The sequence below is a fragment of the Glutamicibacter nicotianae genome, from assembly GCF_002797775.1.
Lineage (GTDB): Bacteria > Actinomycetota > Actinomycetes > Actinomycetales > Micrococcaceae > Glutamicibacter > Glutamicibacter nicotianae.
In genome coordinates this window covers 2,719,730-2,736,123 of record NZ_PGEY01000001.1, presented here as the reverse complement: position 1 = coordinate 2,736,123, position 16,394 = coordinate 2,719,730, and the positions used below count along the sequence as shown (strand labels likewise).

The window sequence follows — 16,394 nt, the reverse complement described above, 5'->3', positions numbered from 1 at the left end:
TGTTACTGCGAAAGAAATTTGCGCGCCCGTCCGCGCGTAATGGGGTCCGCTGGACGGGCGCGCAAATACTTAGGCCGGCACCTGGCGCGTGGCCGCGAAACGCCGGTCGATCTCGCGTTGGACCAAACCGGATTCGGTGAGCGCGGTCAGCGACTGGACGCCTGGCGCATGCAGCGGCAGGCTCTCTCCCGAGGCGCTTGCGGCGCGTCCGGTGCGGATGAACGCTCCGAGCGCACCGCCAAGCTGGGCGGCCGCGGCGCTGAACGTTTCCTCGGTGATGCCATCGAGCATCGGAGCATCATGCCATGCCTGGCGGTTGCCGAAGATGAATGGCAACTCGAAGCAGTGCGCCGACCCGGCGTTGGGCAGCGGGGAGCTGAGCTCGAAGCCGAACAGCTGGACGCTGGCACCCTGCGCAACGGCCTGATCAGCGAATTCCACAGCGTAGAGCTGGATCTGGTGCAGGGTCATGGCCCTGGCCATCAGCTGCTTGGCCGTGGCCTCGGGCGCCTCGGTGGCCAGTGCTTCGAACACGCCCTGTGGCTGCGCGAAGTTGCCCGCAATGAAGCCGCGCACCGCATCGACGCTGAACGCCTGCTCCGGAGCCATGCCGATAAACGCATTGGCTTCATCGGCGGTGTAGGTCATCAGCACTTCGGGCACGTGCAGCCGGGAAGCTGCCTGGCTGACCTCGAACAGGTCTGCCGGAACTGCGCCGTCGGCGCTCGGGTAGAGGCCCAGTCCGCGGCCGGCCCAGGCCTTGGCCAGCGCGCCACCGGCGGCCAGCAGCTGTTTGGTGCTGGCTTGCTCCAGAGCGGTCCCGTCCAGGGCTTGGCCGATGACTCCATTGCGCTCATCGGCCATAGCCTGGTTCATTGGCGGTTGGTAGGACAGCGAGCCGAGGTAGAGGCGCTTGAACAGGCCGCGGGCCTCATCGAGCTGAGCCAGCACAAAGGCCCAGAAAGCCCCGGCGGACTGGCCGGCCAGCGTGATTTCCTGCGGATTGCCGCCGAACTGGGCGATGTGGCGCTGCACCCACTGCAAAGCCAGCAGCAGCTCTTCGACCGGCAGGTTGCCTCCGCCCACCGACTGGCGATGCGCCAGCAGGCCGATGCGGTAGTTGACCACGACGACCACGCAGTTCTGCTGTTCCGCGAAATGCTGCGCGTTATACCAGCGCACCGTGCCGGCGCCGGAAACGAATCCGCCGCCGGGAAGGAAGACCATCACCGGAAGACCGCTGGCCTGCTCGGGTGCGAACACCGCGAGCTGGAAAGCATCTTCGCTCTGCGGCAGTTCGTGCAGGGCCGGACCCAGCAGCCAATCCAGCGAACCGGGGGTCTGCGGGAAGATGGCTGGCTGCGCCTCGGCAAGCCCGGTGATTTCACTGAGCTTGCCAAAGCGGCCTGCGCTGCGCTGTGCGTAGTGGTATACCCCCATGCCTAGCGGATTTCCGTGTACTGCGACTGGTCCACTGCGCGGGTGATGTTCCAGTACTCGACGATGGGGTAAGGCCAGATCTGCGAGACGCGGCCGAACTTGTTCTTGTACCAAGTGTGTACGTCCGGGTGGCCCCAGGCCTTCTGGGCGTTCGCGGCATCGAGGTCCGCCACGAACTCATCCAGCACGTCCTGCTTCAGATCCAGGGCCTTCAGGTCCTTTTCCAGCACGATGTTCAGCGCGTCCAGGATGTAGGTCAGGCCGTACTCGATCATCGAGAACAGCGAGCCGTTGACCACGTGGCCGGTATTCGGGCCGGAAACGATGAACAGGTTCGGGAAGCCCGGCACGGTGGCGCCGGCATAGGCGGTGGCGTTGCCGCCCCAGTATTCGTGCAGGTCCTGGCCATTCCGGCCGGTGATGCGCAATGGCTCGAGGAATTCGGAGGCCTGGAAGCCGGTGGCGTAGATGATGACATCCAGCTCGTGCAGGGTGCCCTCGCCATCGATGATCCCGGCTTCGGTCATTTCGCTCATGCCCGAGGTGACCAGGGTGGTCTGCGGCTTCTTCAGGCTCTTGGCCCATACTCCGTTGTCGCGCAGCATGCGCTTGCCGCCCACGATGTAGTCGGGGGTGACCTTCGCCAGCAGATCCGGGCGGTCTGCGTACTGTTCCTTGAGCATTTCGGTCAACTGCTGGCGCACGCGCTCGTTGATCGCCGAAACCGAGCCTTCCTTGGTCCAGTTCGGATCCGCGGCGGTGGTGTGCTGGCGGCCCTCGACGCCCAGCCAATGCTGCCAGAAGCGCAGCCACTGGCCGTACTGCGGCAGGTGCTCCACCAGCCAGGTCACGGATTCGGGCATGTCCTCGTAGTAGAACGGGGTAGGCAGCATCCATGGGGAAGAGCGCTGGAAGACCTTGAGCTCCGCGACCTCATCCACGATTGCAGGAACGATTTGATAGGCGCTGGCACCGGTGCCGATGACAGCGACCTTCTTGCCCTTCAGCTCGATGCCCGGCTTCCATTCGGCGGAGTGCACATGGATGCCGGCGAACTTGCCGTGGCCGGGCGTGTCAGGGAACTTCGGGCGGTCCAGCTGCCCCACCGCAGTCAGCACTGCGTTGAAGCGGCGTTCCTGCACTTGGCCGCCGTCCACGACCATGGACAGCACCCAGCGGCCGTCTTCTTCATCCCAGGTCGCCGAAAGGACCTCGGTGCCGATCTGGATGTTCTGCGTGATGCCGGCGCGTTCTGCCACGTCGCGGGTGTACTTGTGGATCTCGGCGCCTTCGGAGAACTGCTGCGGCCAGTCATCGCGCTGCGCGAAGGAGAAGGAATAGGCGTAGTTGGGGGTATCGAGTCGCACGCCTGGGTAGGTGTTCTTCCACCAGGTGCCGCCGACGTCGTGGCCCTTCTCGAAGACGGTGTAGTCGATCCCGGCCTGCTTCAGGCGGTAGGCGGCAGCCATGCCGGCTACGCCCGAACCGATGACCGCCACGGTGAAGTCGCGGGTCGGGGCCACCTGGTCCTTGGTGAAGTTTGGCGCGCCGCTGACTTCGGGGACCAGCGCCATGTCGTGCTTGAGCATTTCGTGGTAATCGCTGGTGGCCTGGTTGGTGATCCAGTCAAGGATCGTGGTGGCCTGCTCGTCATCCAGGGTGCCCACTGAGGTGATCTTCTCGTCGCGGATCTTGCGCAGTGCCTCGAAGGCCAGTTCGCGGGCCGCTTCCTGGGCGGCGGCGTCCATGCCGCCGTGGGGCTGGCCAACAGTGTCAACCGGTGGCTGCGGCGGACGCAGCTCATCGCGAAGGATCGAGTAATCGCCGGTTGCCGCAGCCAGAGCCACCATCAGCGGCGGCAGCTCGGTGCTTGCCACGATCTGGCGCAGCTGCTCGTCGCTTTCGGTGATCGCCGAGTAGTTCTCACGCCAGTACAGGTCATCTACCTGTTTGGTGGTGGCGGTCTCGATCAGTGATTCGCTCATTGGTTGCTCCTAGCAAGTCATTTCGGGCCGTGCGCGGCAAGGGCCAGCAGACGCGTTATGTAACCAGTGTCACCGGCAAGTTATGCATAAGTCAACTAAAAATGTATTCTTTACCGACTTTGGTATGATCTAGGTCATGGCGAAACGCACCGATTCAGAGACGATGTCCAAGCACATCCGCGACACCCTGCGCACCGATATTCTCGATGGGCGCTGGGAACCAGGTGCCCGGCTGCAGCTCACGCACCTGTCCGAGCATTACGACACCTCGAGCACGGTCATTCGCGAAGCACTGACCCGGCTGGTGGGGGACAAGCTGGTCACCCTTCGCCCGAACAAGGGCTTCTTCGTGCCGGAGCTGTCGCTGGCAGAGCTGACTGATATCGTGGAGATGCGTTGCGTCAACGAGCAGCTGGCGCTCTCGCTGGGCTTCGAGCGCGCACCATTGGAGTGGGAGAGCGAGCTCATGGCCGCACACCACACCCTGGAGCGCACCCCGCGACGTTCCGACGAAGACCCAGACAACCACACCCCGGAATGGAACCACGCGCACCAGAAATTCCACGACAAGCTTGTCGAAGCCTGCGGAGTCCCGCTGCTGACCGAGATGACGCGAACGCTCTCGGATCTCATCCAGCTCTACGGGCGCTGGGCCGGGCCCGCAACCCGCGATGCCAAGCGCGATCTGGATAAGGAGCACCGCGACATCCTGAATGCCGCTTTGGACCGCAATGCAGAATTGGCTGGGCAGCTGCTGCGTGCGCACTATGAAACCACGCTCAGCGCCGTCAAGAATGGCGGCGAGGTGGGCTTGGCCTGCCTGCCGCACGTGAAGCTGCTGAGATAGGCGGATCCTGCACGTCAGGCTCGGTGACCAGACCCAGGTTGCTGGATCTGCGAGCCTGTTTGCGGCACCGTCCGCGGAAGCCCGGCTTCAGAGGTCAAGCTCGAGATTTTCGTGTGAGAATGTGCCTGTTCAGGAAACTGGTGCGCAAGGAATCTATGGCTTGGAGCGCCTGGCCTTCGCCGGTTCCGATGTTGTCTTGGACCCAAGTGAAGTAGCGATGGGCTTCATCCAGGATTCCCAGAATGAAGTCGCTGGGATCAACGCGGTGCTTCTGCGCGTTCACGGTGAACAGCGTCGACCGTCCCTTTAATTCCAAGCGAAGCGGTACGGGCTGGCCTGGAAACAGCCGTTCAGCCGAACCCGTTTGCAGGTACTCCTCGACAAGTTCAAGCAACTCGAACCAGATCCCGGTCACTTCATCCCACAGCTCGCCCGGCATCAATTCGATCCCGTGGTACGACAGGGAGAGGAAACCTTCACTGCCGTATGGGTTTCTGTTCAGTCGATCCTGCCAAATGCCGGCGGCGCGTTCGGGCTCCTGGAACATGCTCACCAGGTAGTTTTCGGGATGGGCGACGAAATCGTCGAGGTGCGTCACCGTGTGCGGAACCAAGATATATGGTTCGCTCTGTACGACTTGTTCTGTCATGTCACCTTGATTCGTGCCGAGGGCCGGAATGGATGGCTCGACCCCTGCCGGCGAGCAAGTGATGCGTGGCATCGTTCCCGTTGCCATACGTTGCATTCGCTGGCTTGTCCCACTGGTTTTCAGTCTACTTTGCTCCTGCTTAATAGGGGCACGCACTGAATTGTGAACGTCACCGGCGGACAGGCTTGTCGAACTGCCACCTGTTCTACTCGGATTGCTCCCATTGCCTGTACTGCCAGCTCCGCTGGGATAGCAGCGGGATACGGCCTGCATCGTGACAGGAAAATCCCCTTGCCACTGGTGCGGCAAGGGCATTGTTGCGGACCAAACGCCAATGCCTAGCTCTGGACGCTTGAACGCTCTTCGCGGAAGCGTGCAGGCCAGACGCCCTGCTTGCCCGGGGCCAGGATGCCAGCCGGATCCAGCGCGTCCTTGATCTTCTCCTGCAAGCGGCGGGCCGCATTGCCGTTGAAGTCGAAGCCGTCGGCAATCCGGTCCATGTAGTCCACATGGCTGCGGTACGGTGCGTAGCCGCGGACCCGGGCCGCATCGAGCAGCTCGGAGTACAGGGCGCGGGCGCGCTGGAGCATTTCCTCGTTGCCGCGCTCGAAGAAGATCATCGTCACGTGGACCATGTGGCGCGGGTACAGGTGGTACCCGATGTACAGGTCGAATCCGTGCTTCTCATAGAGCTTCTTGGCTTCCTGGTAGAACTCGGCCACCAGTTCGCCGCGGGCGGGGATGATCGGAGCGGCGTCGATGTGCCCGCCATTTTCGGCAGCCCAGCCTACGGTGGATAGCGGCTTCAGGGTCGGAACGCCAGCCATCTGGGTGCGGTCCTGGGCGGCGATGTCATCATGCTGCAAGGCCAGGCCCTCTTCGCCCGAGTAGAAACGGGCATCGACGCGGGCACCGGGGATGGCGCTGATCCGGTCCTTGACGATTTGCAGCCGGCGTTCGCACAGCTCACGGTCGCCGTAGAAGGCGAATTTGCAGTTCCACTGGCCAATGCCGAATTCCTGGCGCATTTCTTCCAGCCGCCAGTCGGGAATGGAGCCTTCGCCATCCCAGAAATCGGCACGGGATCCGCGCATGGTCGCCGCGCGGACAACGTTGCCGCACAGCGCATTGTTCTGGATGATTTCCTCGCGGCGCAGGGTGGTGAGGATATCGATCAGTTGCGGCAGGTGCGCTTCATCGTTGACGAAGATGTCGCCGTTGACGTAGGTGTTCGGCGCGGGCATCAGCCACAGGCCGACCTGGGTGACAACGCCGTAGTTGGACTGGGTGAACAGCCCATCCAGGGTCGGGCCGAAGCCGCCCTGGAAGATCGGTCCCAGCTCGGTGCCGTCCATGGCGCCCATGCCGGTGCGGACCAGGTCGCCGTCGGGCATGACAACTTCCATGCCGCACAGCGACTTCACGTGGTCGCCCAGCGGGGTCATGCCGTAGCCGCGGTCGAGCATGTTGCCCATCACCGAGCCCCAGCCCAAGGCCGGCACCGACATCCACACCTTCAGGCCGCGTTCCTTGATGTAGTCGAAGAGCTCGAAGAAGGTGACGCCGGGCTCCACCACGGCGTAGCACAGCCGGTCTTCGACGGTGATAATGCGTTTCATGCGGCTCAGATCCAGCGCCACCATGCCGGTATCGCGGGGTTCAGGGCCGCCGTAGCCGAGGTTCTTTCCACAGGAGAAGGTCCACAGCGGAACCTCATGCTCGGTGGCCAGCCTGACGATGGCCTGTACTTCTTCGGTGTTGGCCGGACGGACGCCGGGCCAGGGGGTGCGTCCCGGGTTCAGCGGGTAGGGATCGAGATACCCCTCGGAATCACCTAGGGAAACAACGTTCTCCGCACCCACGATTTCCTTGGCTGCCCGAAGAAACTCTTCACGACGATCCATGATTCACCCTTCCACTGGCCGCTGGCAGGTGCCGCGGCCTTGCTGTCTTAATCTAAAAAACTTGCTTTGCTCGTGGCCATCATCAATATGCTTGATGTCATGAGTCTTGTGTCCCATCCCCAGCTGACCTTGCGCCAGCTCTGGCATTTCGTTGTCGCCGCCGAAGCGGGAACCATGGCCGAAGCCGCCCGGCGGCTGCACCTGGCACCCTCGGCCATCTCCATGTCCATCGCCGAGCTCGAACGCATCGTCGGTGCCGAGCTGGCGGTCAAGCGACGGGCCAAGGGGCTGACGCTGACCGCAAGCGGCAAGACGGTGCTGCTCCAGGCCCGCGAACTGCTCGACCGGGCCCATGATCTGCAGACCATGGGCCAGGGAACTCGAGCAGAGCTCGCCGGCCCGCTGACCGTTGGCTGCTTCATGCCCTTGGGTCCGGTCATCATCCCGCCGATGCTCAGCGCCTTCGCCGAGCAATGCCCCAAGGTTGAGGTCGATTTCCTGGAAGGATTCCACCAGGAAATGCAGGACGCGCTGCTCGATGGTTCCATCGACGTCGCCTTCCTCTACGGAGCGGAAATCTCCCCGGCCCTGCGCTCGGCCACCGTGGCGATGGCCGAAGCACAGATACTGCTGCCCTCGGGGCATCCGCTGGCGGGCAAATCCTCTGTGTCGCTTCGCGAAATTGCCCAGGAGCCGCTGGTCCTCTTCGAGTCCGAGCCGATCACCCAGCGCATCCTCGGCCTGTACCAGGGCAGCGGACTGGAGCCGCTGATCCGGCACCGCTCGCGTTCCTACGCAACCGTCCGCTCGCTGGTCAGCACCGGCCGTGGTGTGGCGGTGCTGTTCCAGCAGCCGGCCCTGGAAGCACCCTATGAAGAGCTGAACGTGGTGCTCAAGCCGCTGAAACTCGATGACGGAAATATTGCAGTCGTTCCGGTTTCGGTGGCCTGGCCGCACACTTCGCGGCTGAACTCCCGTGCCCAAGCCTGGGTGGAAGTGGCAGCGGAGCTCTTCGAGAATGCAGGCCGGCGCGGCTAGCGGCTAGACGCGCGAGCGGATCGAGGACGGGTAGGACAAACCGAAGTTATCCCGCAGGGTGGTGCCCTCGTACTCGGTGCGGAAGTAGCCGCGGTTCTGCAGTTCCGGGACCAGCTTGTCGCAGATCAGCTTGAAGCCACCCGGGTTGAACGGGGCGTTCAGGTTGAAGCCGTCGCAGGCCTTGGAATCGAACCAGTCGATCATGCGGTCGGCCACTGCCGTGGCGGTGCCGGCCATCCACTGGTGGCCGGTGGAGCGGGCCAGGTCGACGATCAGCTCGCGCAGGGTCATGCCCTGGTCCACCGACTTGCGGCGGTAGATCTGGTAGCGCGAACCCAGAGCCGGGTCATCGGAGAACCATTCGGCAGGAATCTTCTCGTTGAAGTCCAGCGAGGACAGGTCCATCTTCAGATCGGCGCCAACCTGCACGCGGCCGTTCTCCAAGTGGATGTGGTTGGCCAGCTCTTCGACCAGCTCATCTGCTTCAGCCTGGGTGTCGCCGAGGATCGGCAGGATGCCAGGGATGATCTTCACATCATTGGGGTTGCGGCCCTTGGCCGCGGCCATGGCCTTGAACTTCTCGTAGAACTCGACCGAAGGCTCCTTCAGCGGCTGCGCGGTGTAGATGCCGTCGGCCACCGAGGAACCCAGCTCCATGCCCGGTCCCGAGGATCCTGCCTGGACCAGCACCGGACGGCCCTGCGGGCTGCGTGGCATGTTGATCGGGCCCTGGACCTTGAAGAATTCGCCGTCGTGGTTGATTGGGTGGATCTTGTCGGTATCGACGTACCAGGCCGATTCCTTGTCGTTGGTGACGGCGTCGTCTTCCCACGAGTCCCACAGCTTGTTGGCTACCTCGACGAACTCGGTGGCACGGCGGTAGCGGGTGACCGGATCCGGTGCGCTGTCCATGCCGAAGTTCTGGAAGCCATCGGAGCTTGTCACGATGTTCCAGCCTGCGCGTCCACCTGACATGTGGTCCAGGCCGGCCATCTGGCGGGCCAGATTGTATGGCTCCGAGAACGAGGTGGAGACGGTGCCGATCAGACCGATGTTCTTGGTGCGTGCGGCCAGTGCGGACAGCACGGAGATTGGCTCATAGAAGCCGTTCATCTTGATGTCGCCGCGCATCACGGTGTTCGCATGGACGATGTCGCCAAAGAAGATGGCATCCAGCTTGGCGTCTTCAGCCATCTTGGTCAGGTCGTAGACGAATTCCAGGTTGGCCAGCTCTTCGGAGCGCGAGCCATCCATGCGCCACGAGTCCTTGTGGTAGCCAGCCGGGAGCATGAAGGTCGTGAGCACCATGTGCTGGGGGTTTTTGGGAGTCATTGAAACTCATCCTTTCCTGCGAATGCGAGGGGAAGCGCTGAAACCATGTTTTCAAGAGTCCCTAAAGTGGTAAATAGAGAACTTTTATTCCATAGTGTTCAGAAAAATTGATGTTTGATGTCAAAAGCTGGTCCGCGTACCGAAGGGCACGCGGACCGAGGCTGGGGTTTAGGCGTTCAGCTTTGCTTCGGCCGATGCTGAGCCAGCGGTCTTCGGAGACAATGCGGCGCCTTCCGGGCTGATGCGGATTGCGATCAGTCCGATCACCAGGATCGCCACCCAGAAGATGCCAACCGCGGTGATGCCGAAGCTGACGGCCAGCGCGGTGCAGATCATCGGGGTGAAGCCGGCGCCGAGGGTTGAGGATCCCTGGTAGGCCAGCGACGCGCCGGTATAGCGGACATCGGCCGGGAACAGCTCGGAGATGTAAGCGCCAATCGGTCCGGCGAGAATGCCCTGGATGACGCCATTGCCGACGATCACTGCTACTGCGAAGCCCCAGCCGGTGCCATTGCTCATCAGGAAGACCGCGGGGAAAGCCCACAGGATACCGGCTGTGCCGCCGATGGTCAGGATGGTCTTGCGTCCGTACTTGTCCGAGAGCTTGGCGGCCAAGAAGCAGACCACGATGGTGACCATGGCCGCGTAGCCCTTGGTGTTCAGCACGAAGGAGCGGTCCACGCCTTGGGCCGCGGCTTCGGAAACGCCCCATGAGGTCAGGACGCCCTGGCAGGTGTAGAAGCCGAGCGAAGCGATCAGGGTAATGATGACGGTGCGGGAGTGGTTCTTCAGCACCAGCGAGATCGGGGTCTTGCGTTCCTGCTGGCGTTCGGCGGCTTTCGCATCCATTTCCTGGAAAATTGGGGTTTCTGCCACCTTCAGGCGGATGACCATGCCGATGATGATCAGGACTGCCGAGAAGATGAAAGGAATGCGCCAGCCCCATTCAAGGAACGCATCACCGGTGGAGAAGGAGACGAAGGAAACCAGGAAGGTCGCCAGCAGGCCGCCGGCCGGAGCTCCGGCATTGGCGAAGGAAGCTGCGAAGCCGCGCTTGGAAGCCGGGGCGTGTTCCAAGGCCATCAAGGTGGCGCCGCCCCATTCGCCGCCGACTGCTACACCCTGGATCACGCGGAGCAGGACCAGGATGACCGGAGCGGCCGCGCCAATGGTTGCCGTCGTAGGCAGCAGGCCAATGGCAACGGTGGCCACGCCCATCATCATCATGGACAGCACCAGCATCTTCTTGCGTCCCAAGCGGTCGCCGAAGTGGCCAAAGACAATGCCGCCCAGCGGGCGGGCGATGTATCCGACAGCCAGGGTGCCGAAGGAGGCGAAGAGAGCCAAGCCAGGGGTCAGGTTGCTGAAGAAAACCTTGTCGAAAATCAGCGACGCCGCGGTGGCGTACAAGATAAAGTCGTAATACTCGATGACACTGCCCAAGAAGCTGGAACCGAGAATGCGGCGCAAATCCTTGGTATTGAGGGAGTCGCTGGGCTTCGATGCCTGTGCTGGGCGGTTCTGCTGTGATGAGGACACCTGAGAACCCTTCCTTTTCGCTGATGTGACTTAAAGCATAGTGGCTTATTTCACTCACCCTGTCCACTTTTTACGCATTTTAAGACGAATAATATTTTCTTTGACGGGCAAAAACCGCGAAAATCAGGGGTTTTGGAAAAATTCTTTAACCGATGGCTTGATCTGGGTCACATAAGTTATATAAACTGATGCACAGAATATATTTTTGAACCCGCCTGGCGGGACGCCCGATAAGGAGCAGCAAAGATGAGTGCACGCACTGGAGAGCAGTACCTGGCAGGGCTCAAGGATTCCCGCGAGGTCTGGCTGGGAGATCAGCGCATTGACGTTACCGAGCACCCGGCCTTTGCCGGCTCGATCAACGGCATGGCAGCCTACTTCGACTACCAGCACAAGTATGCCGATGACTGCCTGATGGTCGATGAAGAGACCGGCGAGCAGCATAACGTCTCGCTGCTTCGTCCGAAGAACGCAGAAGACATCGCCCGCCGCCACCGCGCCTTCGATCGCCTGGCCCGCTACTCCAACGGCATGCTCGGCCGCACCCCGGACTACGTCAACGTCGTGCTGGCCGGCCACGCCTCGCGTCCGGACATCTTCGCCAAGTCCGGGGACCCGGTCTACTACGAGCGCCTGCAGAACTACTGGCGCCTGGTCCAGGAACAGGACCTGGCCCTGACCCACACCATCGTGCACGCTGCCATCGACAAGTCGGTCGGCGAGCTGCAGGGCATCAATGAAGAACTGACCCTGCGCGTGGTGGACCGCACCGAAGAAGGCCTGATCGTGCGCGGCGCGAAGATGCTCGCCACCCTGGGCCCCATCGCCGACGAGCTCTACGTCTACCCGGCCGTGCCGATCCAGAAGGGCTTCGAGGAATACGCGCTGTCCTTCGCCATCCCGGTCGCCACCAAGGGCGTGGTTTCGGTATGCCGCGACCACTACGGCGTGGACCAGCCAGTGGTGGACAAGCCATTCTCCTCGCGCTTCGACGAGCAGGATGCGGTCATCATCTTCGACGACGTGCTGGTTCCGTGGGACCGCGTCTTCATCGACGGCCAGCTGGATGTCTACAACTCCCTGAATGCCGGCACCGCCACCGGAAACACCCAGCAGCAGACCGCCATCCGCGCATCGGTGAAGCTCGAATTCGCTTATGACCTGTGCGTGCAGATGGCCAAGGTCACCGCCACCGACACCAAGCCGGAGACCGCTGCGATGCTCGGAGAAATCTACTCCTACCTGCGCATCGCCCGCGCCGTGATCCACTCGGCCGAGGTCAACGCCTCGGAATGGGGCGGCGGAGCGTTCTTCTGCCACGATGACATCTCCGCGCTGCGCACCATGATGCCAATCTGGATGGCACGCGTGAACGACATCATCAAGTCGATGGGCTCGCACAACCTGCTGGCCACCCCGACCGCGTCGGCCTTCGAGGATCCTCGCCTGGGCCCACTGCTGAAGAAGTACCTGCCAGGGGCCAACGGCATTGCGCCGGAGGAACGCGCCAAGATCTTCCGCACCGCGTGGGACTTCGCCGGATCCGCGCTGGGCAGCCGCATCGAGCTCTACGAGCGCTTCTACCTGGGCTCGGTGGGCCGTGCCCGCGGCCTGGACCACCGCAAGGCCCAGATGAAGGGCGAAACCGGTGCCTTCGAGGCGATGTTCGCGGAGTTGGGCATCGACCCGGTTCTGGCAGAGCAGTCCGGACTGGACCTCGACGCCGCGGCAACGCGCGCCTGAGGAAATCATGGCTAACCCGACGCCCGATGTGCTCGATGCGCTGCTGGAGCACCTGCTGGAAACCCAGTACGCCCAGCTGCCGGAGGAAACGATCCAGCGTGTGAACCAGCGCCTGCTCGACTCCGTGGGAGTCGGAGTAGCAGGCCACCGTGCCGATGATGCGGCGGGCCTCATCGAGGTAGCCAAAGCCTGGGGCAGCGGTGAAGAAGCCACCGTGCTGGGGACCGGAATCAAGCTTCCGGCCACCTCGGCGGCCTTCGTGAATGCTGCCTTGATCCGGTCCTTCGACTTCGAGCCGGTGGAAGCCGAAGGCCCAGCCGGCAAGCAGGTGGCAGCCCATATTTCCGGCACCACCGTGGCCGTCGTGCTGGCCCTGGCCGAAACGACCGGGGCGAGCGGCGAAGAAACCTTGGCCGCGCTGGCGCTGGGTGATGACCTGGCAGCCCGCTTGGCCATCGCCGGCGGCTTCGATGTGTACTCGGGGCAGGACAATACCGGTACGCTCAATACCCTGGCCGCCGCGTTCATCGCCAGCCGAATGCTCGGGCTGACCAAGGCCCAGGCGCGGCATGCAACAGGCATCGCGGTGAACCAGGCCGCGGGCAACGTGGCCGCCATCTTCGATGGCGCCAACAGCTTCAAGCTGCCCATGGCCTTCGCCGCGCGATCCGGAATCGTCGCCGCGCAGCTGGCCAAGGCCGGCCTGGAATCAGCCGCTGACCCGCTGACCGGCAAGCACGGCTACTTCCAGCTGTTCGGCATCGACGCGCAGCCGGAACTGGCAGTTCAAGGTCTGGGCGAAAGCTTCCACGGCGACTGCACCATCAAGCCGTACGCCAGCTGCCGGGCAGCGCAGCCATCGCTGCAGGCCTGCGCAGAACTGGTGGCCGAAGGCACGGTGGACTACAAGGACATCGAATGCCTCACCGTCCACCTGAGCGAGCGGACCCTGAACGGATTCGTGGGGGCGCGCTTCGCGGCGGGGGACACCCGCACCGTGGCCGCGCTGTTCTCGGTGCATGCCACAGCGGCGATCGCCCTGATCCACGGAACCGTCCGCCCGGAGCACCTGACCGCCAGCGCGCTGGCCGATCCGGAACTGGCGCAGATGCTCGGACGGATCGAGCTGGTGGCCTCGCTGCCCAACAGCCAGCGCCTGACCGCTGAAATCACCGCACGGCTGCGCAACGGCGAAATACGCCACGTGCGCGTGGAACATCCGGACGGAAACATCCTGCGCACGCCCCTGGAGCATGACCAGGTCGTTGAGAAGTTCTCGAAGAATCTCGAGTTCTCGCATCCTGAGCTGGCAGCACGCAAAGACGCGTTGCTGCACCAGCTCGAACACCTCTCCAGCGCCCGCGATGTCAGTGAACTGATCGCAACGCTGGATCCTTCTAAAAACTTCACCCCGAATTACCAGGAGCAACTCTCATGAGCATCACCAACCTTGAATCGGTCACCCCGGTAGACATGAACATCTTCCGCAACGTCGTGGGCCACTTCGCCTCCGGCGTCACGGTGATCACCACCGCTGTGGACGGCCAGCTCTACGGCACCACCGCCTCGGCCGTGTCCTCGCTGTCGATGGAACCGCCCATGATGCTCGCCTGCCTGAACCGCTCCAGCTCAACCCACGACCGGGTGGTGGAAGCCGGCGTCTTCGGCATCAACATCCTGGCCGAGGACCAGGGGGCGCTGGCCTTCCACTTCGGCCGCAAGGGCGAGGACAAGTTCGCCACCGTGCCGCATACCCTCTCCGAGGAAGGCATCCCGCTGATCGACGGTGCCTTGGCCACGATCGTGTGCCATGTGGCAGAAACCCCGACCGGGGGTACCCACACGGTGTTCCTCGGCTTGGTCAGCCACGCTGAAGCGCATGACCGCGAACCGCTGGCCTACTACCGCGGAACCATGGGGCGCCTGGAGCCAACCAAGGAACTGGCCGCCTACCAGGCCACCCGCAACTGGGTGCTACTGCGCACCAGCCCGCTGGGCGAGGACCTCGACATCGACGCCATCGCCGCGGCTTCCCGCGCCGAAGCCGATCATGTGGCCAACGCCCTGGTGAAGCTGGAAAGCGAGCACCTGGTCTTCCGCACCGAAACCGGAAAGTACCAGCCGAAGCCGATTACCGCAGAGCTGACCGACTCTGCCTATGACTCGCGTGCCACCATCGAATCCGGTGTGATCGCCTCGCAGCTGGGCAAGATCTCCGAGGAGACTATCTCCACTCTGCGCGAAATTACCGCGAAGCTGGCGGACCTGCGCGAGACCTCGGAATCCGACCTGGAAGAGTTCTTGGCTTTGAATGTGGCCTACCACGATGCACTGGTTGGCGTTGCAGGCTCCAGCCAGCTGGTGGATTCCTTCCGCCGTCTGGGAATCGGCACCGTGTGGCGCCAGGCCCTGACCCCTGAACAGTGGTCGCGGCAGCTGGATCACCGCCACGTCGCAGAGCTGACCGAAGCGCTAGCCGCCGGCGATGCGCCAGCAGCCCAGGCAGCACTGGCAGCCCACACCGAGTTCGGCAAGACCCTGGCGCGTGAAGTCGTCGCACGCCATGGCGGCCAGGTCTAAAGCCTAGAAAGTGGCAACGGCAGCGGCGGCAGGCTGGTTCATTCCAGCCTGCCGCCGCTGCCGTCAGTGCCTTATGCAGGCGTCTCAAGCTGTTTTGGATCCAACAAAGAGCCGCAGCTTCCACTGGCCGTCGGTGCAGGCCCACACCGTGCGATTGGCGGTTTCAAGCTCCTTTTCAACGCCTCCGGAAACCAGACGCATCTTCATGGTGCCCTCGACAACCGCCACCTGGCCTTCCTGGGTTATCGACTCGAAGTCATGGCTGAGCGCCAGGTATTCGATGGTCCCGGAACCCAGCAGCTCCAGCAACGAGTCGCGGTTATCGACACGACCGGTTGAATGGGTGTATTGCAGTTCAGGTTCCAACAGATTCTCCAGGGTTTCGAGGTCTCCTGCCAGCATGGCCGAGAGTCGCTGGCCTTCCGCCTCGCGCAGTTGCGCTTCAAGTTTCACCGGATCGAATGTGCTCATTGGTGTCCACTCCTTAATAGGGTTCAATTTGCAGGTGACTCGCCACGTGCAGGCAACGAGTCGTGGTTTCGGGTTGAGGCCATGGGGTGAATACCTCAGCCGAGGGGATGAGGAGTGCGCAGGACAGTTACCTCGCATCGCTGATGTGCGGGGGTGCTGATCTTTCTACGCTTTAATCATGCTCAAGAAAAAGTATCTCTTTGCCGGCGCACTCGCCCTCCCCTTTGCCCTGCTGCTCACTGGTTGCAGCGTTTCTGACATCCTTGTCGACAAGTACGATGAATCCACCACCCGAACTGCCGAAACGTCTGAGCAGGCCGTTGCCGATGGCCTGTTGCCCGATTGGGTTCCAGCCGGCGGCACCGATGTGCAACTGGTCCAGCGCAACACCGGTGCCGAACGCATCTTCACCATGAAATACGACGGCAAGCTGGATAGCGGGCAATGCGCGGCGCTGGAAACAGCGGGAGATCCATCCGCTGCGGAACTGGCTGCGGCCTATGCTTCGGACCCGCGCACCAAGAACTTCGAGCCTGATGAGATCTCGGATACCCGCACCTTGGATGCCGACTGGTGGCCAGCCGATGGCCAGGACAAGACAACTGACCTGTGCGGACGCTTCTGGGTGCATCAGGCAGATGGAGCGCTCTATGCCTTTGCGCCAGATACGGTATCCACCGTCCACGCCATAGAGAAGGAACGGGCGAAGCCGAAAGGCTAGAGCGAGCCGCGCAATCCGGTTATTGGCTAGCCTTCGGAGTCACACGAGTTGCGTAGAAAACGCAGGCGGCCAGTCCGAGGAGACTGAAGACTACGGCCGCAATTCCAATCAAGGCCGGAAGGTACTGGGTCCAAGTCATGTTCAG

General features: G+C 62.7%; 13 protein-coding genes. 6 read left to right on the top strand and 7 right to left on the bottom strand.

Annotated elements, in window-relative coordinates:
- Positions 1 to 69 precede the first annotated feature (69 nt).
- Both ATK23_RS12725 and ATK23_RS12720 read right to left on the bottom strand, forming a co-directional pair.
- Entirely contained in the window at positions 70 to 1,440 is a 1,371-nt protein-coding gene (locus ATK23_RS12725) for a carboxylesterase family protein (protein WP_066143196.1), read from the bottom strand.
- Between the two features lie 2 nt (positions 1,441 to 1,442).
- On the bottom strand, positions 1,443 to 3,425 hold the full coding sequence (locus tag ATK23_RS12720; protein ID WP_066143199.1) for a flavin-containing monooxygenase: 1,983 nt from the start codon (positions 3,423 to 3,425) through the stop codon (positions 1,443 to 1,445).
- Between the two features lie 136 nt (positions 3,426 to 3,561).
- On the opposite strand from ATK23_RS12720, the gene ATK23_RS12715 reads away from it, so the two are divergent.
- Positions 3,562 to 4,272, top strand: a complete 711-nt coding sequence (locus tag ATK23_RS12715) for a GntR family transcriptional regulator (RefSeq protein WP_066143202.1) — start codon at positions 3,562 to 3,564, stop codon at positions 4,270 to 4,272.
- Positions 4,273 to 4,366: 94 nt separating this feature from the next.
- Here the strand turns inward: ATK23_RS12715 and ATK23_RS12710 are convergent, their stop codons facing one another.
- Together ATK23_RS12710 and ATK23_RS12705 are read right to left on the bottom strand one after the other, a co-directional pair.
- Entirely contained in the window at positions 4,367 to 4,921 is a 555-nt protein-coding gene (locus tag ATK23_RS12710; RefSeq protein ID WP_066143205.1) for a hypothetical protein, read from the bottom strand.
- Positions 4,922 to 5,259: 338 nt separating this feature from the next.
- Entirely contained in the window at positions 5,260 to 6,825 is a 1,566-nt protein-coding gene (locus tag ATK23_RS12705; protein ID WP_066143208.1) for an FAD-binding oxidoreductase, read from the bottom strand.
- A gap of 99 nt (positions 6,826 to 6,924) precedes the next feature.
- On the opposite strand from ATK23_RS12705, the gene ATK23_RS12700 reads away from it, so the two are divergent.
- The gene (locus ATK23_RS12700; protein WP_167550518.1) at positions 6,925 to 7,863 is read left to right on the top strand and encodes a LysR family transcriptional regulator; all 939 of its coding nucleotides are present in this window, start codon (positions 6,925 to 6,927) and stop codon (positions 7,861 to 7,863) included.
- A 3-nt stretch (positions 7,864 to 7,866) separates the two neighbouring features.
- On the opposite strand, the gene ATK23_RS12695 is transcribed toward ATK23_RS12700, so the two are convergent.
- Both ATK23_RS12695 and ATK23_RS12690 read right to left on the bottom strand, forming a co-directional pair.
- Positions 7,867 to 9,195 (bottom strand): LLM class flavin-dependent oxidoreductase, encoded by a 1,329-nt coding sequence (locus ATK23_RS12695; RefSeq protein WP_066143214.1) that lies wholly within the window; start codon positions 9,193 to 9,195, stop codon positions 7,867 to 7,869.
- Between the two features lie 168 nt (positions 9,196 to 9,363).
- Positions 9,364 to 10,734, bottom strand: coding sequence for an MFS transporter (locus tag ATK23_RS12690; protein ID WP_066143217.1), 1,371 nt, complete (start codon positions 10,732 to 10,734; stop codon positions 9,364 to 9,366).
- Positions 10,735 to 10,980: 246 nt separating this feature from the next.
- Here ATK23_RS12690 and ATK23_RS12685 point away from each other — a divergent pair, with 246 nt between their 5' ends.
- From ATK23_RS12685 to ATK23_RS12675, 3 genes are read left to right on the top strand one after another with little or no spacing between them, the layout of a single operon-like run.
- On the top strand, positions 10,981 to 12,477 hold the full coding sequence (locus ATK23_RS12685) for a 4-hydroxyphenylacetate 3-hydroxylase N-terminal domain-containing protein (protein ID WP_066143220.1): 1,497 nt from the start codon (positions 10,981 to 10,983) through the stop codon (positions 12,475 to 12,477).
- Positions 12,478 to 12,484: 7 nt separating this feature from the next.
- Positions 12,485 to 13,915: an MmgE/PrpD family protein gene (locus ATK23_RS12680; protein WP_066143224.1), complete on the top strand. Its 1,431-nt coding sequence runs from the start codon at positions 12,485 to 12,487 to the stop codon at positions 13,913 to 13,915.
- Complete coding sequence (locus tag ATK23_RS12675; protein ID WP_100339286.1) at positions 13,912 to 15,057, top strand: flavin reductase; 1,146 nt, start codon at positions 13,912 to 13,914, stop codon at positions 15,055 to 15,057. Before ATK23_RS12680 ends, ATK23_RS12675 begins: the two co-directional genes overlap by 4 nt.
- A gap of 84 nt (positions 15,058 to 15,141) precedes the next feature.
- Here ATK23_RS12675 and ATK23_RS12670 read toward each other — a convergent pair whose 3' ends face one another.
- The gene (locus ATK23_RS12670; RefSeq protein WP_066143227.1) at positions 15,142 to 15,528 is read right to left on the bottom strand and encodes a nuclear transport factor 2 family protein; all 387 of its coding nucleotides are present in this window, start codon (positions 15,526 to 15,528) and stop codon (positions 15,142 to 15,144) included.
- Between the two features lie 178 nt (positions 15,529 to 15,706).
- Between ATK23_RS12670 and ATK23_RS12665 the strand changes: the two genes are divergently transcribed.
- Positions 15,707 to 16,249, top strand: a complete 543-nt coding sequence (locus ATK23_RS12665) for a hypothetical protein (RefSeq protein WP_066143230.1) — start codon at positions 15,707 to 15,709, stop codon at positions 16,247 to 16,249.
- The last annotated feature ends 145 nt before the right edge of the window (positions 16,250 to 16,394 follow it).